Raw genomic sequence first — 20,328 nt, forward strand, 5'->3', positions numbered from 1 at the left:
TAATATCGTTCGGGTAATAAATAATCTTTTCTCATTCCATACATATTTGATGACTGTAAGCAGAATCACTCACACGGATAAATAAGGTGTTGTCATCGAATGCCTGTGGCATTTGGTGATAATATTGGCACGCGGTGGGCTTTCTTCCGCTAGTTATTTAAACGATCATTACCAGGCCGGCGCTTTTTGTTCGCACGTTTTTTGGATTTAATATTGTTTTTAAGTCGTTCTAACCATGTATGAAAGCCAGATTTGTTCCTGCCAGATTCGATGGCCGGTATAGCCATGTTTTTTCGAACCCAGTAATGTGACCTGCAGGGAAACTGCCAGTTACCTACTGATGGGGACAACGAGATTGTCTCTCCGTCAAAGGTTAATTTCCAATCTGAGGGAGATAGGTGTATAACCACCTCATTGCCACAACCACAGGCACACTTGTGGACCACTACACTGCAGGTGATCGAAACGTATAACTTTCCATCTTCCAGTTGGTCTGGCATAAACTCAACAAATTCATGGGTTAAAATCTGAGGTATCATACTGAGAGGTGTTGATTGTGTAGGTTGCATTGTGTTCCATCATTAAATCTTGATAAAAGCCGAACATCTTTTTCCACTTGATAACTGCCATCGTTGCATTAAGCATGTTCAGATCTGCAATCTGTATATTGGAAGCATACAGATCGTCTTCTGCATCAATCAATGCTACACGGCTCTTCAGATGATCGCTTTTTGCCGCAGTGCCAACCGTCATTCTCGTCGTGCCTATCAAACTATCGCCTACTATTTCCACTCCCATTCCAACATCAATGAACGGCTTACCCTGACCCAGCAAAAATGCAGATATTACTGCCCGCGAGCTGTTGCTGTCTATACTGATGAAAGTGAAATCAAATTCGGCTAACTCGGAAATATTCTCAGATGTAATGCGAACTGAATGGGCGATGATATTGCGATGCATGGTTTCATACTGTCTTTTGAAGTAGTCCACTTTGAAATGCACCTCGGCCAGTTCATCCAAGCTCGGTGCGCCGGGAGCCCTAAAGGCGTTATGCTGCAAGAAAACATCTGCATCAAACAGATGTATCTCCGCGACCGGTGTTTTGGCGATCAAGTCTAGGATATAGCTACCCGTACCCCCCAAACCGATAATGGCCACCTTCTGTCCTGCCAACTTTTTGTTGATTTCAACTATGTGCGCACGAACTGAATTAGTATCCGGGTAACAAAAAACACTCTCACTTTCGCCTGTTTGCGTACGTCGAAAGGTGAGTGGCGTCGCTGCCTTGTCAAGGGCCTTTGCTTGTGCAGAAAGGATGCTTGCGTAGGTATGCACTTTCTCGTAGTAATCCGCATATCCATCCGGCGGTTTATTTGAAAAAGATCGATCCACAGCTATAGTGTCCGTAAAAACCTGCGGCTGTTCACTGTGATAGATACCTTTAATGATCTGTCCATCTGTATTACAAGGCTGACCACCTGCAAAGTACATCACATGGTCCGATGGACGCAGTGTTTTGCCTGCATTTTGCGTTAGTGGGCATACCAGCTTACCATAGGCTACTTCTCGCTTGGCATTGACATAGGGGATGTGGTGGGCTACCAAGTAGCCCCCACAAACCTCTATCTCGTAACCGGAATCTTGCAGTTTCATAAGATCTGCATTATGATTTATCAGTTGCTGAGACATTAATGATCATTTTTGATTTTACAAATACGACATCACCTTCAATCATAGAACCTTCAGGGTTTTGCTCCGGCCCTTTTTTATAAGTGACAGTGTATACCCTGCATTCATTCGGTAGCTGTTCTCCGTAAGCCAATATAATCGCTTCGCTATAGCTGATTTTCGACTTCTTCCAGACTTTCTCCTTGCCGTTCACCCACAGCAGAAATTCATACACCACTTCTTTAGAATAAAAGTGTTCAATTCCCGGGCGTGCCAGGTCAACAAAATCATTGTTACCGATCAATTCGTCATCCCATGGGCCCTGAATCGCGAGGTATATTTGGTGATCCCTTGGTATAGATGCCTGTTGATGTATCAGGTTTCCATTTATGTACTGGCTACGTGATTCAAAGCGAACACCGTTGATAGTATACTCCAGTGGTTGCAGTACGTAGAAATGTTCGACCTCCGGACGGGCTAAGTCTACCAGAGTGTCGTCGAGCACGGGCTCATCCTTCCATGGGGCCTGTACCCTTAGATAGATCTCAGCCTCAGGGCTGAGATTTCCTAGTTTGCGGACCTGGGCACCTGTGATATATTGCTCGGTCCAAGTAAATTTCTTACCTTCTATAATCAGCTCAAGGGTACGCTGTAGCCCTACTAAGTCATTCTGTTTCATTTTTACAAAAGTTTTGTTTTTCCTCCAATCCTACTGCCGCGTCCAGGAGAAATCGACCGGACAGTGTAGCTTCGTTTCACGCTTGTATTTTCACGAGGAAACCACTTACTTTGTAAAACGATATTTCCGTAGACTGAGGAGATGAGCCTCAGCGGGAAAAAGTTTTCAGAGGACTTTTTCCACTTAAAGGCTGGGTGCTACAACATCCAGCCTTTGGTATTTTCATCAGCTATGTAATTAAGAATTAAAAACATGTTGTAAAATTACACAATCTAAGAATATCAAGCAAATTAATTTTTAATTAGCATAAACTTAGCTGAATTTGGTAAACTGAGTAGAATCGATTACCTTTGCAAAACAGACAAAACGATACTCTTTATGGACGGTTTGGGAAAAGCATTAAAGCGTTCAAGGGAACTAATACCCATGACTTTGAGGCAAGTGGAAGAATCGACCGGTATTTCAAATGCCTACTTGAGTCAACTCGAGAACGGAAAGATTAAAAAACCCTCTGCAAACGTTTTATATAAGTTAGCTTCATTATATAACGAACCGCTAGATAGTTTTCTGGCCGCCGCTGGTATTATAGAAGATTATAAACCGGAAAAGAGCAGACTGCTTTCTGCTTCTCCGGCGTTGGCTGCAGAAGAACTCACCAATGAAGAAGAAAAGCAACTCTTAGATTACTTGAAATACATACGGTATCAAAAGAGTCTTTCGTGATCATCTTCAAATCCTACTGGAAAATTTAACGCTGCTAAATCTTGCTGCTAAATGGAGAATCCGACGGAATACCTACTCAACCTGGAATTAGAAGATGAATGGGTGGTTATTGAACGAATCAATCAAATGGAAGCCGAAAATGGGATGTTAGAAAAAACAGGGGGAAACTTTTCGATTGGCTATAAAGTTCAAAGAGGCGATGATATTGCCTTTTTGAAGGCGTTTGATATTTCAAGGGCGCTTACCGGAAATAATCGTATGCTGGCGTTAAATCAGATAACTACCATGTACCTCTACGAAAAAGAGCTCCTGGATATTTGCAAGGGTCAGAAGATGGACAAGGTGGTAAAGATTCTGGCAGCTGGTGAGGTTCAGCCAATAGAGCATAATCCTAATAAGCATTTTGTTCCCTATTTAATATTCGAGTTAGCGGAGACAACGATACGTGATCATCTCTTTGAAGTATTTGATGCAATTGATAATGCCTGTTTGATGCGCTCTTTACATGATGTTGCAGTAGGAATTTCGCAACTACATGGCGCAGGAATTGCACATCAGGATATAAAGTGTTCCAACGTTTTGCTATTTGACAAAGGCGGGAATTGTAAGGTAGCAGATCTCGGTCGCGCAGAGAATAAGGAGAATAAGTCGCCGATATTCAACATGACTATCGCGGGTGACCCGGATTATGCACCGCCTGAGCAGAAATATAGACAGAAGTACAGATACACTGATCAAGAATGGGAAACAAGACGTATCGCGACAGATCTTTATCATCTGGGGAGCTTGATTACTTTCTATTATACCCAAAGTCCGATGACGAGTCTGTATGCGACCGTCTTACCCCCGGAACTACAGTATGGTGTATGGAATGGAACATATGAGGAGATACTGCCGGACATGAAAAACGCTTTTTCAGAGATTTTGCAATACCTGGAGGAACAGTTAGAAGACCGCTTTTCAGATAAACAGATCGCAAGTGAAATTATGAAACTTGTAAAATATTTATGCGATCCGGACCCTTGCAAAAGAGGTCATCCAGACAGCCATGCTACGAGTCGTTATTCTATGGAACGCTTTATTTCAATATTCGACAGGTTGACAACCAAGTTCGAAAGTAAATTAATGTAATATGGCAATTTACTTTGATGACACGAAACGTCTCATCATACCCCGGTGGAGGAAGTATACAATGGCGCAGTCGGCAGGAGAATTCGGCAACTTACAGGTGAATGAGCCTGTGGAAGCCTCGTCTAACGTCGATTTCACGATAAAGAAAAAAATTTACGACTGGAAGCATATCCCAACGATTGGCCATGCTTGGGAGTTGGTAAATTCTGCATACCTCAATCATGAACACGAAATCGCAAAGGAGGCAGCCCGGTATTTACAGGCCCATCTAAAACATATTGCTCCGCAGCTAAAAAAGGTGGTATATGAAGTACTCGGAGAGAGCGACGAGCCACAGTTTCCGAGCATTCGAGATATTCCGTTTGAAAGTCTGTATAATGAGGTGCAAATGGAGATGAGGAATGTAAAAAACCGATTGAAATACTATTTACGTAATGATCTTCTGTGGTTGGAGCTTGGCCGACTATATTCCATTTTGGGTGACCTTACAAAGGCAGAACAGGCGGTTAATATCAGCATTTATTTCTCCAATAAGCGTAGTCGCTATTTCTTACGTACCGCGTCCCGTTTTTTTTACCATGTTGGGAAGTATGACGCTGCACAAAGTGTGATTCGTCTATCTCCTGCTCTCAAGAGTGATCCCTTGCTTGTCTCGGCGGATATTTCTTATTCAAATAAGATGGGGCGCAACCCGGTGAATCTCAAACCGGCACTTGCCATGATCGAATCAAAAAATTATTCTAATGCGGCTATTTCCGAGCTCGCCGGAGTTCTGGCCACGATGGAGTTTCATAGCAAAGAATTTAAAAAGGCGCGAAAGTTTACGCGTCAATCACTGCTAGCGCCTAACGACAACAGTCTTGCACAAGCAGAATGGCTGTCACAGAGCGTAGGCGATATTTCCGTTGCTCCCTGGATAGATAAAGTGACATTAGGATTTGAAGCTAGGAGTTTTGAGTATTTACATGCCAAAGACTATAATAAGTCGTTGGCGGAAGCCAAGAACTGGCTACTCGATCAACCTTTTTCAAAACGTGCAAGTCATTTTGTTTCGTTCTTGTGTACAGGACTAATGTCAAAATATGATCTAGCTATAGAAGTGGGTGAGTTAGGAAAACGTAGTAATCCGAACTATTTTCCTATATTAAATAACTTGGCTTTTGCCTACATCTCCAAGGGCGACTTCGTCAATGGAGAAAAAATGTTAGAAGAATTAGTCAGAAGAGCTAATAGTAATGAGGAGAAGATTTTCGCGATGGCAACAACTGGATTTTACTATTTCAGGACGAATGATATAACTACAGGCAAGGAATTTTACCAACGTGCGATAGAATGGTCGCAGCGAGCAAACTTACCAAACGTAAAGGAGCTTGCGGAAGCGAATTACCTCCGGGAAATCGCGTTGGCCGGGCAGTTACCCACCCACGTCGCAATTAGTGCCATAGAAAACTTAAAAAGAGTAGACGAAGAGCAGCGAAAACATCTAGTTGACACCCTGAAGTCGGCGGCAAGACACCGTTAGCGAAATACATTCACAAGTCACGCCTCAATAACGTTTGTTAAATTATTAAAGTCTATTTTATAGCATGTTTTCACGTGTATCATTGAATTAAAGAGGGCATCTACATAGTTGAACCTTTTTCGTTTACTTTAAATGAATACGTCCTTCTTTGCATTTCCTGTCACCTTATTTATCAACGCTGGAGATTGTTAGTCCAATCTGTATTCACAATAAAATTCCTGGTGTAATGTAACTTTCAGATGATCCGCTATTTTGTCGAATGCCTCTTTTGCCAAGGTAAAATAGGGCGTATGTTTATACCACAGGCGTTTATGAGAGACTATGTATTGGCCATTGTCAATTTTGAAATAATCAATATCCAGCATGGCCTGAGTCAGTTCTGTAGTAGCATCCGGTGTGACAGTGCTCAGATAAGCAAATAAATCACGTTGAATATTTGCATCTGTCGAGGCATGGATAGCAGCCGTGTGCTTTTCGAACTCATCAAGGTATTTAAGTGCCTCAGCCACTTCGGCCTTTACCATTTCCTTGATTGTCGCCGAAGGCCGGTGTTGTGGCAGCTTTTTAATGACCTTCAGCGGCGCGAAGTCTTCGAATCTTATTTGTTGCAAATTGGTCGTTTTCCTACTGAGTGTTTCCAGGGATATGATTCTTAAATCTCCTAACAGGTGCAATTTATAAGAATCACCCGCGTAGTTGGTTTCCTTATGATAGAGACGTTGCCCCAAATCTTGCAATTCGTTTACCTCTTGATCGGTACGTAAATAATACAAAAATACTATTGAGGTTGTAAGAAAGTGACTGTAATAAAAATGGCAACCCGGGTATGTCATATCGCTCAGTCGTATCAGCCTACCGCCATTCTCTTTCGTGGGTCCAATTAATAGGGTATTTTCCGGTCAGCCGTGTATATAAGTACCGGTATTGCTCTTTAAGGCCAATGCTGCAACTGCTGTGTAACATTCTGTGCCCCTTTCCATAAAAAGTATTACCTGGTTGAGCTTCCTGGTGATCGCCGGACGTACCATAAATTACAGGCCTGGCGCCAAGATTGAATAGATCGGTTCTATGAAAGGCAATACCATAGGGAGTGACATTCTCAGAGTCATTTCTTGTCTTCGTGTATTCAAGAAAGGAGTTGAACGGCATTTCGGTGAAGCATACGGCAGGCTTGGGGCCATAGATGGTCGGTTTGACGTCTCCTTTATGATTTTTTCTAAAAGAATAACCTGCTTTCAGATAGCCCAAAAAAATGATCTTTTTGCAATACCTGAAATGCGCCCGCATGTTCATCTAACGGGAGGTCGTCATTGCAGATTGGATATTCGTTTCTGATGGCCTGTCCATTATAGTCATAACTATGGACGAAGTTATTAATAGGCCAATCAGGATTTTCTACTGGCTCAAGAGAGGCGTTGCGATCATGCACGAAATGGATGATCCAATTTGATAGATCTGATCTATTTCTGTTCATTGGTCAACACTGATTTCAACGATGAGGTTACGGCTGTAAAATAATGAATTGTCAACACTTAGCCAGCTTAGTTTGTGAATACGTGGGTCTTTGCATTTATTCCTGCACAAAGTTAGGACGAGGTGCTTCGGGGCGGCCAAAAGACTTCGCCATAAAACGCCTGTTCCTGTCCTAACGGACAGGGGCATTTATTGCGATTCCTTCTGGCCTGGCTCGCACCTGTCCTGGAATGGTTCCATAATAAATTTTTTAATCTCTAAATGATTTTGTTATGGAAACAACGAACAAATTAGTGAGCATGCAGGTAGATGAAATTGAGCTAGTATATCGCAGAAAGATAAAAGCAAAAGATAGACCTGCCATTGATGGCGCCAGAAAAGCTTATGAGGTATTGATGGCTCATTGGGATGAGTCAAAGCTGGAGTTGCTGGAACAAACAAAGGTATTATTGCTGAATAGGGCGAACAAAGTACTTGGGATAATTGACCTGGCGACAGGCGGGATTACCGGAGCTGTTATGGATACCCGGCTGATATTGGCGGCTGCTCTCAAAGCCTGCGCTACGGGCGTTATACTGGCGCATAACCATCCCAGTGAGTCGCTGAAGCCGAGCAGCGCGGACCTGGCGCTGACACGCAAGATTAAAGAAGCGGCAAGCTACATGGACATAGCGCTATATGATCATTTGATAATGTCAGCACATGGATATTATTCATTTGCCGATGAAGGGGACCTATAGTCCCCTTTTTTGCAAAGACGTTAGTATCATGATGTAATATAAGATATTGCGTCTACTTACATTTAGCCGCCACCCGGTAGCCCAGCCGTTATTTTCTCAATTGCTTCGATCGAGCGGAATATCTGATATGCAACCTGAGGGACGATCGCATTTCCTAATGCGTGAATGCTTTGTGTACGCCAGGCTGAAAAGGTAATAGCGTCCAGATCGCGGGGAATCCCATCATCTCGGCTACAAACCGGGGATTGAGTTGGCCAGCTATCCCATGTTCGAACCGGATCACCCCACCCAGATCGTCCGGCTTGCGGTGATGGCCTCTCGGATGGGGGCCTTTGAAGTCCCTCGCCGTAGGTGTCGGTAGCCTGCCTGCGTGCCCCATCGACATTAATGTTACTGAATGCATGCCGCCAGTCAACAACGTTGAATCCTTGCGTGGGTTCTTGATGTCCCAACTGTCCGAACTTGTAGGCGTAGGCAACAAACCATATTCTGTACCGAAGGTGGGGCGCGCCAACGGCACAAGCCGGCAATACAACTGGTGCGACCTGGTAGCCTGAATTCTCCAGATCAGCCTGGACCTGCTGGAATACCAGCCCTCTTCGCCAATTAAGAAGGCCAGGAACGTTTTCTGCCACCACCCAACGTGGTTGAAGCTGTCTAATGATTCTAAGCATTTCCGGCCATAAGTAACGGTTATCTGCTGTTCCCTTTTTCTGTCCAGCCAGGCTGAATGGCTGGCAGGGGAAGCCTCCGGTGAGGACATCGACCATTCCTCGAAACTTAACTGCGTTGAATTCTTTGATGTCTGTGTTTTCTTCTGCATCTGGCCAGTAATATTTTAATATTCGTCTGCAAAACGGATCAAGTTCACAATAAAATTGATTACGCCATCCCATCCACTGCGCTGCAAGATCAAACCCGCCAAGTCCCGAAAAAACACTCCCATGCACCATACGCTCTTCCCTTATTATTTACCCACTTTATTATTTTCCTTTTGCCGGTCCTCGTTTATTGGCAGACCCCGGCGGTTTAATAACCCTTTTCTTCCCAGCATCCAGTTGTGAGATCTGCATTTGCTGCATTGCCAACTCGATAATCTCTTTGGGTATATTGTTATTGAGTATTTTGTAACCAGGATTTGCCAATAGTTTGGGTATCACGTTTTTTATAATCGTTTGTTTTAATAGCTCAGCGCCACCGGGTTTAGATAAGATGTCTTCAATGGTTCTATTCACGAATTTTACCACCTTGTATTGCTGGTTTTCAATGCCAAATACAATCCCGGTCTTTGTTTCCTTATACATTTTTCGTTGAAAGGCTTTCATCTCTTTGTCCATCAGATGCTTTCCCATCAGGTTGTCGATAAATGTTTCCAGGGTCATCTCAATTGTCAAAGGTTTGCCGTCCACCACTATGTCTTCATTGACTTCTGCGGGAAGAGATTTGCAGTATTTTTCCGCGGATTGAATTAGCAAACGGCCCTTTTCATCGTACCAGTGATAGTCAGTGCTGCCTCCTTGTCCGTTGTTGGACGCATATCCGGCTTTTTGGCCATCAATATAAATGTCGGCACTAAAAGCCAGCGTCTCTTCAGATAACCGTGCACTATATTCTATTCGTTTCAATTCTATTTGCATACACATCTGACTTTAGGAGATCTTCATTCTTGCCAATAAACCCCGCAGTGGCGTAAAATCCGTAAACGAACCATTTGCGGTTATTTGATTGTAAAAATCAGCACTTGTCTCTGTTTAAAAGGACAGATATCCGAAGTTGGGAGAAATAAGTAGTTGACAGCTCGAGCGGCGGTGGTTATGAGTATTGTGTACCACACTGCATGGAGGCACTTATTAAGATGGCACTTTGTGACATTTTAATGTGCATACGGTGCATATGTTTTGTAGCATACGCTCTATCAGATAGTGGCATCAGAAACGGCACGGCACCTGTTTCCCATATAGTTTTGTGCCCAACAATTAGGCTTTGGATAGACCCGGCTAAAAGCGATAGTTTCTTGGTCTGTTAATCAGCAACTTTTCCAGTTTATTGGAGAATTCTCGTAGACAGGATCTTTGGCAAGGAGAATGGGAGTACGGTTTATAAAAGAAACATTGGGAAAACGGAGCTGTTATAGTAGGGCAGGATAAGACATGTAGCGTCGGATGGAACGATACCATTGTTACAACCAATGGAGCAGCCGCCATGAGTAAATATACCCGGATTGTTGATTATTATTGTTGATTAAGGGTTCATTTGTATATTTATGGCGCCTGCTTTTTTATGATTGTCTTTTAGTGGCAAAAGGCTAACATTTTCTCCCACACTAGCTAGGTAATAGCATTTTATTTAACCCATATTAAATAAAGGGGAAAACTGTTTATGGACGAAAATCGTCGTCACAGCCTTTTCATGATTGAGGAACTCGCAAAGTTATGCCCGATCAGTAAAGAATTTCGTGATTACCTGCTCAAGGAACCCGCCATCTCTGTTGTTCCGAATAAAGCCATTCTACATTTTCAGAATACGGTACCATTATTCCTTTGGTTTGTCGTAAAAGGAACCGTCCGTCGTAAGGTTAGATCACCCAAAACACACAACTACGAAACAGATTTCTTTTGGTTTGCTGGTCAACTCATAGGCATTGAAAATGTCTCCTGGACCGAGCAAAGAGCAGATGTGCTGATAGACGTAGTAGAAGATACAATTCTAATTACATTTACTCATCATCAATTTGCCCAGGTCGTAGAACGATTCCCGAAAGAAGCAGCTAATCTGTCTCGAATTCTTACCGCTAATTATATGCAACGAATTGAAGAACTGCGCTATGATCTTAAGTATCTCACCCATTCCGAACGCTATCAAAAATTGGTAAATCGTTTCGAAAGACTTATATCGCTGGTTACCATAGAAGACCTTGCCGATTATCTAAGTATGTCCCGGTTTAGCTTCATGCGACAGCGCAAGCTGATTAAGGGCCGAAAGGATGGAAAGAAAAGAGGACGATAAATACTTGCAACGTGTGCGATGCATGAAGAGATACAACTTGCCCCAAAAATGCACCTTTACCTGGGTTTTAGATATATTAATATGTATTATATATGGCATTGAACATTATGCCTTCTGACCGTTATTGGCTTTACTTTTTAGGACTGCTAATCATTCTTACACATCCTTTTTACAATAGAAAAAAAGTTTAATGGGCGAAGATGAACAGTTGTGAAAAGCCGTTTGTATCTTTATAATTGGCATGTTCAACATTTAAACGTTGCACGTACCACATAAAATGGCGGATACTGCTTCTATCAGCATCCGCCTTTCGACTACAAAATATGGGTCATTTGTAGATCAGGAACAAAATTATGACTACCTATCCTGACTACAAAACACTTATCCTGGTTACAGCAAATTATTTGCTGTCCTACCTTAAACCGACGCCTGCCTTTTCGGGAAGGTTATTTTTTATACTGATTACATCACTCCTTTTTTTTGATGTTACCGTTGGGCAGGAGAGGGTTACGCTCTCTGGTAAACAATTGTCAATCGAGCATGTTCTACACGTTATCGAATCTCAGACTGGCTATCTTGCTTGGGTGGAAGATGGTGTATTCAATAAGTCAACGAAAGTAGATATCGAAGTAGTTGATCTGGAAATTCAAAAGCTGCTGGATCTGATCTTTAATAATCAACCTCTAAACTACAAGGTGATCGGCAGAACCATCGTCATCACTCGACGTAAAGATGGCACAACTTTGCATGTAATACACGGCACAGTAATTTCAGAAGGCCGGCCGGTAGAAAGTGCATCGATACAATTCAAAGGAACTTCAAAAGGAACCATCACCGGCCCCACAGGTGAATTTTCTTTGACCGGAAATATTTCAGACACCGTAATAATCGTTTCTTGTGTCGGCTTTGAACTTCGTGAATTGGTAATTCGTGACGATGTGACATTGCAAATTGAACTGTCCAAAGCAGCGCAAGAGTTAGATGAACCCGTTGTAATCGGCTATGGCACGACCTCCAGGAGAACAAATCCCGGGTCTGTTGGGACTCTAAATAGTATGCAGATTGGAATCCAACCTGTCACCAATCCTTTGCTGGCGCTACAGGGAAGAGTCACAGGATTATTTGTCCAGCAAATGACCGGAATGTCTGATGGTGAAGTGAAAGTTCGCATTGGTGGACAGAACAGTATTCAGGCTGGCAATGAGCCATTGTATATTGTTGATGGAGTTCCATTTCCTTCAGCAACTTTAATACAGGCGGGTGATGGAATTATTTTATACGGAAGTCCACTAGCAAATTTGAATCCGCAGGATATAGAAAGCATCTCAGTATTGAAAGACGCCGATGCCACGGCTATATACGGCTCAAGGGGCGCCAATGGCGTGATCCTGATCACGACCAAAAAGGGGCGTCCTGGAAAAAGTAAAATAACGGTTGCAACTGCTGTGGGCCTAGGACGCGTTGCATCTCAAATGAGATTGCTTTCTACCCCTGAATACCTCATGATGCGTTGGGAAGCCTTTAAAAATGATCAGGTTGAGCCAGATCCAACAGTTGATCATGATCTGTTGTCTTGGGATTCGACCCGGAATGTTGATTGGCAGGAAGAACTCATTGGCCAGACTGCCCGCATTTTCCAGGAACGTTTATCTGTTTCCGGTGGCGGCAAACTGACAACCTTTTCTATATCGACCAGTTATCGCAAGGAAACAACCGTATTTCCCGGTCATTTTTATATCGCAAAAGGTTTCTTGCATGCCAGTTTGCAGACGAGCACGAAAGATAAGAAAGTGACCGCCAGTTTTTCTTCGCTCGGTACGGTAGATAAAAAGGTTTTACCATCTTCTGATCCTACTTTTCCTGCCTTAACTCTGCCACCAAACGCACCTGCTGGGCAAAATGCAGACGGAACATTTAACTGGACACCTGGCTTTACAAACCCATACGCATCACTTAATCAAGTATATAAGGCGACTGGCAATAATCTGATTTTAAATGGTAATCTTACTTATAATCCTTATAAAGGGTTTAATGTTAAGATAAACCTTGGTAGGACTTCGACCTTCTTAAAGGAAATAACTCCAGTACCTGTATCGACCCTTGATCCTGCATTTGGAATAACAACCAGTTTCAGCAACTTCGCCCAGAAGAAGGTGCTCTCATGGATTGCGGAACCCCAGTTAGAATATACTCGCTACGTGGGACGCGGAAAGATCACCTTACTATCCGGCATTACGTTTCAAGATATACAAACTAACTCACAGTTTTTATCAGCCACGGGGTATATAGATCCTTCACAATTGGAAACAACTGAAGGCGCAGCCAGCACATTTGTTGTGAATAGAGGATTTTCCCAATACCGGTATAATGGAGTTTACGCACGGGTGGAGTATGACTTAATGAACCGGTACATTGCGGAAGTAACAGGTCGACGCGATGGCAGTAGCAGATTCGGTCCAGACCAGCATTTTGGGACTTTTGGCGCATTTGGAATCGCCTGGCTTTTATCTGAGGAACCATGGTTCAAGAAAAAGAGGTCTAAAATTTTTGACTTCGCAAAATTGAAATTCAGCTACGGTATTACTGGTAATGATCAGATTGGAGATTATGAATACTTGAGTACCTGGTCGAATTCTCCATATAAATATGCGAATAGATTGGGGTTTGTGCCCGAAAGACTTTACAATAGTGAATATAGCTGGGAGACTAACCGAAAATTGAATATCGGATTGGAAACAGCCCTTTTGAACCATAGGGTGCGGTTGGGTATCAGTTACTATCATGGTCGCTGTTTCAATGAGTTAATCGACTACTCACTATCAACTGTTACGGGGTTTGAATCGGTAAGAGGTAATTTCGGAGTAGTTATATTGAATAGCGCCGTTGAGGTGGAAATAAATACGATCAATATTAAAAACCGAAGTTTTAAATGGACAACTAGCTTTAATCTCACATTTCCGAGTAACATTTTAGAAGCTTTTCCTAAACTGGATAAGACTATTTACCGAGATCAATACGTGATAGGCAAAAGCTTAAATATATTTAAGGCGTACCATTTCACTGGGGTCGATAAAAATACTGGAATTTACACTTTTGAAGACGTCGATAAAGACGGTCAAATTACTTTTCCCAACGATTTAACTGTCAATAAGGTTTTGTCCCAGACATTTTTTGGCGGTATGCAAAACTCCATCACTTATAAAGGATTAAGGATAGACATTTTCATACAGTTTAATAGACAAACTGGATACAATTACTTATTTGAAGGCAGCCTCGCACCTGGCATGCAAGCCAATCAACCAAAAGTCGTTTTGAACCGGTGGCGGGATCCAGGAATAGCGACGGGTGTTCAGCAATTTACGCAACGATACGGTGTAGATGCTTATAATGCCTACTCTATTTTTTCACATAGCGATGCCAAAGTCAGTGATGCGTCCTATTTGCGATTGAAAAATCTATCCATGAGTTACGATTTAACAAGGAGTATACTAAAAACAAAATGCCTTGAACGTGTTAAATTGTATCTCGAGGGGCAAAATGTTTTAACAATAAATCAATATCAAGGTCTGGACCCTGAGAATCAAAATATAAATAATGCGATTCCTCCACTTCGGATTGTCATGATCGGGGTGGAAGTTGGTTTTTAAATGCTAAATGCGTTATGAAAAGAATTTTCTTTTGCGTATTCATTTTGCTATTTCTTCAACTTTGTTACAGCTGTAAGAAATTTTTAACTGTGAAAGTCCCAGAGAATAGGCTAACCAATCCTATGGTATTTGCAAATGATTCCACAGCCACTGCAGCCTTGGTAGGTATTTATGCAGCGATGTCATCCCAAAGGCTGAATTTCCCTTCTGGTGACCAAAGCATCACGCTTTTAACTGGACTAAACGCTGATGAATTGGACAATTATTCTGGCATGTCTGAAATAAAAGAATTTTATGCAAATGACATATCACCTACAAATACAATAAATTGGAACATATGGCGGCAATTGTATGTGTCTATTTATCAGTGTAATAGTGTGCTGGAGGGACTAAATACCTCATCAATGATCACTCCTCTACTTAAGCAACAACTTTTAGGGGAAGCTTTATTTCTAAGAGCTTTCTTTTATTTTTACCTGGTTAATTTATACGGGCAGGTGCCTTTGGCGCTAACAACCAGCTACCAAGTAAATAACGTACTTTCCCGTAGCCCAATACCAAATGTTTATTGCCAAATAAAAAATGATTTAATATCTGCTCGTACACTGCTTTCAGATGAATACATCTCCGGAACGGAGCGCATTAGAGCCAACCGGTACGCGGCAAGCGCACTACTTGCACGGGTTTATCTATATTGTCACCAATGGGAACAAACGGTAGTAAATGCCTCTCTTGTTATTAATTGTACTAACAAATATCATCTTTGTGATCAACTAACGGATGTATTTCTAAAAAATAGTCCAGAAGTCATACTTCAATTGCAACCCAGTTTACCGAAATACAATACTTTTGATGCGGAGATATTTATCCTAAATACTGTCCCGACGTTAGTAGCATGCAGCAGACAACTTCAAACAGCGTTTGAACCAACCGACAAGCGGCAAGCTGCATGGATGGGGAGCGTAAAAATTTTAGATGACAGGTTTTATTTCCCTTATAAATATAAGGTACAGGTAGGAGCCGACGTCCAAGAGTATTTGATGTTACTTCGACTTGGGGAACTATATTTGGTCAGAGCTGAAGCATATGCACACTTAGGGTTGATAGATAGTGCCCTCGCAGATCTTAATATTATTCGAGAGAGAGCGAGCACACCACCCTTTGATGCAATATCTGTTGATAGTATATTGAACGCCATATACATGGAACGACAAGTCGAACTTTTCTCAGAATGGGGGCATAGATGGTTCGATCTGAAAAGAACGCTTCGTGCTGATGAAGTATTGAATGATCTCAAGTTCCCGGGATGGAACACTTTAGATACTTTATATCCTATTCCGCAATCTGAGATTGCCCTTAACCCTCATCTCACCCAAAATGTTGGTTATTAGTATAAGTTAAGGCATTAGTTTAGTCAATGTTAAAAAGAAGTTTGAGGTGGAGGTTAAATACTGCAATTTCATTACCCTTTAGAATAACCAATCGGTTATTTAAGATGGCCATATCTCTTATTCCTCTTCCTTCGTATTTTGGTATGTAAAAACTTCCCATGTATTTTAAATTGTTGATTCGATATACATCAATGGGTGAAGATGTAAAAGCTATTTTGCCACGTTCATTGTCTGCCCGTAATCCGCTGTATATAAACAAAAGACCATTATAAGTGCAAGCATACTTATTGACCTTTAGCGGTGGAGAAGAAAATTTGATACTATTTTCGCTTTTGACTGTTTGCATTGTAATTTGTGCGACGCTGACAGTATCTATTGTCTTTCCATGAATTACATTACCCAGTTCCTTATCAAACGCGATCAATTCATTGCGATAATAATAGACATATATGAACCGCTTGGTAGCACTATCAAATAGTAACATGCCGTCGGTCGAGAAAACCCCATCCAGCTGGTTTTGTAGAAGCGCCGGGTTTGAAGTGCCTTGCTGGCCATACTGAGCACGTGCTAAAATATTCTTGCGTAGGGAAGTATCGTACATGCGAAATATAAAAAAGCTATCGAGCGGTATTATGATATCGAAGTGGTTAAATCCAGGCTGCAATAATACTCCTTCAGTATCCAGTTTGGGAAACGAAATAATATTTGGAGTCACCCCCTCTGCCAGGTAAAAAATGTTTCCTTGTTTGTGAATACGGGCTGCTCCCCAACCAAATAGAGTGGAATCCGGGATATTCAGCCAGGAGGTATCGACTTTATTTCCGTTATACGGTAATACTAGGACTTGCTGGGACCTGGCATGGTTGCCTAGATAAATAACTTTCTCTGAAAGACCGATAATATAATACGAACTTACTTGTAAGTTCGTAATGGAAGGAGAATCATGAATTGTCTTAAAAATTGTTCTATTAAATCCATTGTTAGTCGCTTCTTTTCGGCGAGCATATACGACTAAAAAGTAAACGACAATGATGCCGAAAAATAAACATCCGGAAACTTTTGTAATTATTTTCATTTCGACTAGTATGGTACAATGGGACCGGATTTTCCGGCCCTATTGTAGAAGATCAATTACCAGGCATCGCATACCGCATCCCTGAATATGGTGTTGTGCAATTTTCGAGTCCATAATATTTGTTGTCGCTAGAATTCATAGCACAAATATAATTAGGGGTTGTAGAGCATAGTATCTGACATTGGGTGGCGATTTTGCCGTAAATATATGGTCCTCTGTTTGTGTGGCCTTTCATCGAGAATGCGCCTACAGCAGTTACAACCAACAACGTGGTCATTAATATTTTTCGATACTTCATAAGGAATTTGATTAAGGATTATAAAATATGCCTACATTCAGGTTGTTGGCTTTACCTTTTTTATTAAGCTCTTTTTTAGTATAATTTTCAACGAGAAGTATACCTGCAAGTGCTAAGCCTGTAAAGGCTATATTGAAGCCCAAATGCTGTTTCCAGTTCATATTAGATAAGATGCCGCCACAGGAACATGGTACGTGCGAAGCAAACCGCATTATTGCGATAACATAAGCCGTGAAAGCAGCCATAAGAAAGAGGCTAAGATACAGCCCCAGTAGCCTCGTTCTTTCGAAATATAGAAGGCCTACGATTGCTATCTCAAACACTGGCACACCAATGGCTATAACCGGGACAAAGTAAGTCAGCAATGGTGATTGACCGATCTCTGTTCGAAATTTCTCCATATCTGATACTTTGCTGACAGCCGCATAAAAAAATAAGACCTGCAGTAAAACCGCGATGACAAATACAATCTGCTCTCTTTTCATATTCAGGCTAAGACATAAGTTGATGACTAAACAGAGATGAGCTGTTTTTTCGAAGATCCTCATTATCCATAGAAAGTGTGAACTTTACATGGAAACTGTTGGCTCTGGTTTCTCAGAAAAGCATTTTATTTAATCTTCTGCGTGGTTGTTGGAGAATGATCCATTCTAACAATTCAATTAACTGTTTACACCAAAATTACGCAGCTTACCTGGAAAGGTGGTTTGGAGCAAGTGTTCTATATATTGTGAGCAGGGGTATCTAAACTTAGGAGGCAACGCTGTTTACCGGCCATGTACCTTCATGCTGTTTTTGAGCTATGAGTAAGTCGTACCGTATACCCCGCGGTCCCTTTCCCCATTTTCGTTTAACGGCTGCCGAGAAAGTAGAATAGTCCTCATAATTGAAATTGTCGGCAATTTCCCGTAGTGGCTTATTTCGGTCGCTCAATGCGCGGTATATAGCCTCCATGCGGGCAGTTTGATAAAAATCAAGCATTGTAGTGCCGTAATATTGTTTAAATACGGTTTCTAGCTTACGAGCGTTTAATCCCACCATTCTCGACACCTTCTGTAAGGCTGGGGGGCGCCCATTTGATAAATTATCAAGTATTGCGGTCCGAACTGCCTGCACAGCCTCTATGCATGGAGAAGGTATCCAAACGTGTTTTGGTATGGGAAACATCTGATCCAGGACGGTAATAAGTAATTTTTCCAGTATCATACTGGGTTCAGGGGCGACTGTTGTATTTGTCGCCATGGTAAGTTGGTTGATCAGGTTTGCTGCCCTGCCATCGTCTTTTATGTCCCTTTCACACAGGGTTAGCAGATTTTGATCTTTGCTCCATGACAACAGGGGAGCAACCGGTGGGAATGTATATCTGTAGCGTTCGAGTATTTCTGCGGGTATGAAAAGAAAAAATAGCTCACTATTTTCTTTTGCGATAAACTCATGATCAATTGCCGAAATCATATTCATATAACCTCGAACGGCTATATGCTGATCCCTACTGGTTCGATATTCTATCGTTCCTTTAACTACGTAGTAAAATATGATGTGCCTGTCCCTGGACTTAATGAAGCAGTTGCATGGCGCCTTTCGGGTGATGAAATGTTTCGTCCAGGCGATCAAGTGATCGGAAAAAAGTTGTTTGGCTACTAAATGTCTTGTTCTTTTCAATCCCAGGTAATAGGTAGATCCATTGGGAGATAGATAGTCGGCTAACGATTTTGGTAACACTCGCTCCCAAACTGCTGGTCGCGCTTTTTTTGATAAAAACACGTCGAATGGCAAGATGCTGTTCATAGAAAATCACTTTAAATGCCAAAAAATGTATTGTACCTGGCTGTTTCGGGAAAAAGAAGTGAAGATCTAAGACAACAAGCAGTACAAAATTAACTAAAAATTATTTACACTTGACGTGCAACCTAACAAGTTCTAATTTTGTATTTGCGGGCATGGCAATAAAAAAGTGTAAAAAAAATTTGTTTGAAAATAATTTTTACTGAACTTCCCTTCCTGGGCAGGTGTTTTTAAAAAGACGAAAGTCCGTTGCAACAGGTTAGGAAACTATCGGTATAATGGAGGAGAAGTAAAGATCGCATATAGTCAACCATTAATAGTCACTCGGCTTATTGTACGGACTCATTTAACTTCGTATAAGTCATAGAACAGCTCCCATGTTAGGTGTAAGTGCTCCCTCCACTACTTTCAATTAGAACCTTCCCTCAGAATATTTTCATGACAGTTATAAGATACACAGGTATACCTGCACCATTGAAAGGACTATAAAGTTTAGCTTTAAAATACAATAGACTCCTTATATCCGTACCTAAAATTTGTAGTATGTGTGATTTGACGGACTTGGAACAAGTGGTGTTAGCATTTCAAAAAGGGGACACAGAAGCCTTTAAACAGCTCCATAAGATGTTTTTTGCCGAACTTTTCCGTTTTTGTAATAATCTGCTGAATAACGAACAGGAGGCCGAGGACATTGCGTCCGATACGCTGTATAAATTGTACAAAGGGCATAAAGGTTTTGCTTCCATACCCTCTATACGATCGTTCCTTTATATCACCGCCCGGCATAGCTGCATAAGTTATTTCAGAAAGGCCAAACTTACCCGAAAGCATAAAGCCATCATTTTGCCATCCTTGCGTGTCGAGGCATCGGCCGATGATGTGTTGGATGGCCTGTACTACGAAGCTTTACGCGCACATTTGAATAAATACCTGGAGCAATTACCGGCTAAACAGCATCAGGTGTTGGACCTATTATACCTACAGGGGTATAGTTTGCAAGAGGTAGCCGATGAAATGTCCGAAAAAGTGAATACGGTCAAACAGCTCAGGCACCGGGCTATACAGCGTTTGAGGCAACTGCTACAATCACAGACATTCATTGAAGGGCTAGCGATAATGAGTTTCTTTATCTGCCAGTTAGATTGAGATATTTCTGCTAGTTTCAAAAAAAGTTGGCAATTGTTGTCGAC

The 20,328-nt window shown here is 41.8% G+C and carries 18 protein-coding genes; 8 read left to right on the forward strand and 10 right to left on the reverse strand.

Annotated elements, in window-relative coordinates; genetic code table 11:
* Positions 1–149 precede the first annotated feature (149 nt).
* The 3 genes from C7475_RS33580 to C7475_RS27270 are packed head-to-tail and all read right to left on the reverse strand — an operon-like array spanning position 150 to position 2,347.
* The gene (locus C7475_RS33580; protein ID WP_370445444.1) at positions 150–569 is read right to left on the reverse strand and encodes a DUF6527 family protein; all 420 of its coding nucleotides are present in this window, start codon (positions 567–569) and stop codon (positions 150–152) included.
* Positions 514–1,653, reverse strand: coding sequence for a ThiF family adenylyltransferase (locus C7475_RS27265; RefSeq protein WP_233259979.1), 1,140 nt, complete (start codon positions 1,651–1,653; stop codon positions 514–516). The genes C7475_RS33580 and C7475_RS27265 overlap by 56 nt, the downstream gene beginning before the upstream one ends.
* Before the next feature lie 10 nt (positions 1,654–1,663).
* Positions 1,664–2,347 (reverse strand): multiubiquitin domain-containing protein, encoded by a 684-nt coding sequence (locus C7475_RS27270; RefSeq protein ID WP_110056593.1) that lies wholly within the window; start codon positions 2,345–2,347, stop codon positions 1,664–1,666.
* A 378-nt stretch (positions 2,348–2,725) separates the two neighbouring features.
* On the opposite strand from C7475_RS27270, the gene C7475_RS27275 reads away from it, so the two are divergent.
* The 3 genes from C7475_RS27275 to C7475_RS27285 are packed head-to-tail and all read left to right on the forward strand — an operon-like array spanning position 2,726 to position 5,723.
* The gene (locus C7475_RS27275) at positions 2,726–3,070 is read left to right on the forward strand and encodes a helix-turn-helix domain-containing protein (protein WP_110056594.1); all 345 of its coding nucleotides are present in this window, start codon (positions 2,726–2,728) and stop codon (positions 3,068–3,070) included.
* Positions 3,071–3,121: 51 nt separating this feature from the next.
* Positions 3,122–4,201: a serine/threonine-protein kinase gene (locus C7475_RS27280; protein WP_110056595.1), complete on the forward strand. Its 1,080-nt coding sequence runs from the start codon at positions 3,122–3,124 to the stop codon at positions 4,199–4,201.
* Between the two features lies 1 nt (position 4,202).
* Positions 4,203–5,723 (forward strand): hypothetical protein, encoded by a 1,521-nt coding sequence (locus C7475_RS27285; RefSeq protein ID WP_110056596.1) that lies wholly within the window; start codon positions 4,203–4,205, stop codon positions 5,721–5,723.
* A gap of 188 nt (positions 5,724–5,911) precedes the next feature.
* Here the strand turns inward: C7475_RS27285 and C7475_RS27290 are convergent, their stop codons facing one another.
* Together C7475_RS27290 and C7475_RS27295 are read right to left on the reverse strand one after the other, a co-directional pair.
* Complete coding sequence (locus tag C7475_RS27290) at positions 5,912–6,334, reverse strand: hypothetical protein (RefSeq protein WP_146217667.1); 423 nt, start codon at positions 6,332–6,334, stop codon at positions 5,912–5,914.
* Between the two features lie 241 nt (positions 6,335–6,575).
* On the reverse strand, positions 6,576–6,971 hold the full coding sequence (locus tag C7475_RS27295) for a hypothetical protein (RefSeq protein ID WP_146217668.1): 396 nt from the start codon (positions 6,969–6,971) through the stop codon (positions 6,576–6,578).
* A gap of 497 nt (positions 6,972–7,468) precedes the next feature.
* Between C7475_RS27295 and C7475_RS27300 the strand changes: the two genes are divergently transcribed.
* Complete coding sequence (locus tag C7475_RS27300) at positions 7,469–7,936, forward strand: JAB domain-containing protein (protein WP_110056599.1); 468 nt, start codon at positions 7,469–7,471, stop codon at positions 7,934–7,936.
* A 62-nt stretch (positions 7,937–7,998) separates the two neighbouring features.
* Here the strand turns inward: C7475_RS27300 and C7475_RS27305 are convergent, their stop codons facing one another.
* The gene (locus tag C7475_RS27305) at positions 7,999–8,889 is read right to left on the reverse strand and encodes a DNA cytosine methyltransferase (RefSeq protein ID WP_110056600.1); all 891 of its coding nucleotides are present in this window, start codon (positions 8,887–8,889) and stop codon (positions 7,999–8,001) included.
* 30 nt (positions 8,890–8,919) lie between these two features.
* Complete coding sequence (locus C7475_RS27310; protein ID WP_110056601.1) at positions 8,920–9,573, reverse strand: hypothetical protein; 654 nt, start codon at positions 9,571–9,573, stop codon at positions 8,920–8,922.
* 742 nt (positions 9,574–10,315) lie between these two features.
* On the opposite strand from C7475_RS27310, the gene C7475_RS27315 reads away from it, so the two are divergent.
* The 3 genes from C7475_RS27315 to C7475_RS27325 all read left to right on the forward strand — a co-directional run bounded on the left by C7475_RS27315 (position 10,316) and on the right by C7475_RS27325 (position 15,980).
* Positions 10,316–10,942, forward strand: coding sequence for a Crp/Fnr family transcriptional regulator (locus C7475_RS27315; protein WP_110056602.1), 627 nt, complete (start codon positions 10,316–10,318; stop codon positions 10,940–10,942).
* A gap of 353 nt (positions 10,943–11,295) precedes the next feature.
* A complete protein-coding gene (locus tag C7475_RS27320; RefSeq protein WP_110056603.1) occupies positions 11,296–14,589 on the forward strand; it encodes a SusC/RagA family TonB-linked outer membrane protein in 3,294 nt (1,097 codons plus the stop codon).
* A gap of 14 nt (positions 14,590–14,603) precedes the next feature.
* Positions 14,604–15,980 carry a RagB/SusD family nutrient uptake outer membrane protein gene (locus tag C7475_RS27325; protein ID WP_110056604.1) on the forward strand — a complete coding sequence of 459 codons (1,377 nt, stop codon included), beginning with the start codon at positions 14,604–14,606 and terminating at the stop codon, positions 15,978–15,980.
* Positions 15,981–15,999: 19 nt separating this feature from the next.
* Here C7475_RS27325 and C7475_RS27330 read toward each other — a convergent pair whose 3' ends face one another.
* From C7475_RS27330 to C7475_RS27340, 3 genes are all read right to left on the reverse strand, one after another.
* A complete protein-coding gene (locus C7475_RS27330) occupies positions 16,000–17,055 on the reverse strand; it encodes a hypothetical protein (RefSeq protein WP_110056605.1) in 1,056 nt (351 codons plus the stop codon).
* 309 nt (positions 17,056–17,364) lie between these two features.
* Positions 17,365–17,838, reverse strand: coding sequence for a MauE/DoxX family redox-associated membrane protein (locus tag C7475_RS27335; protein WP_110056693.1), 474 nt, complete (start codon positions 17,836–17,838; stop codon positions 17,365–17,367).
* A 265-nt stretch (positions 17,839–18,103) separates the two neighbouring features.
* Complete coding sequence (locus C7475_RS27340; protein ID WP_110056606.1) at positions 18,104–19,141, reverse strand: AraC family transcriptional regulator; 1,038 nt, start codon at positions 19,139–19,141, stop codon at positions 18,104–18,106.
* Positions 19,142–19,681: 540 nt separating this feature from the next.
* On the opposite strand from C7475_RS27340, the gene C7475_RS27345 reads away from it, so the two are divergent.
* A complete protein-coding gene (locus C7475_RS27345) occupies positions 19,682–20,284 on the forward strand; it encodes an RNA polymerase sigma factor (protein WP_110056607.1) in 603 nt (200 codons plus the stop codon).
* Positions 20,285–20,328 lie beyond the last annotated feature (44 nt).

This window comes from Chitinophaga sp. S165 (assembly GCF_003182155.1).
Lineage (GTDB): Bacteria > Bacteroidota > Bacteroidia > Chitinophagales > Chitinophagaceae > Chitinophaga.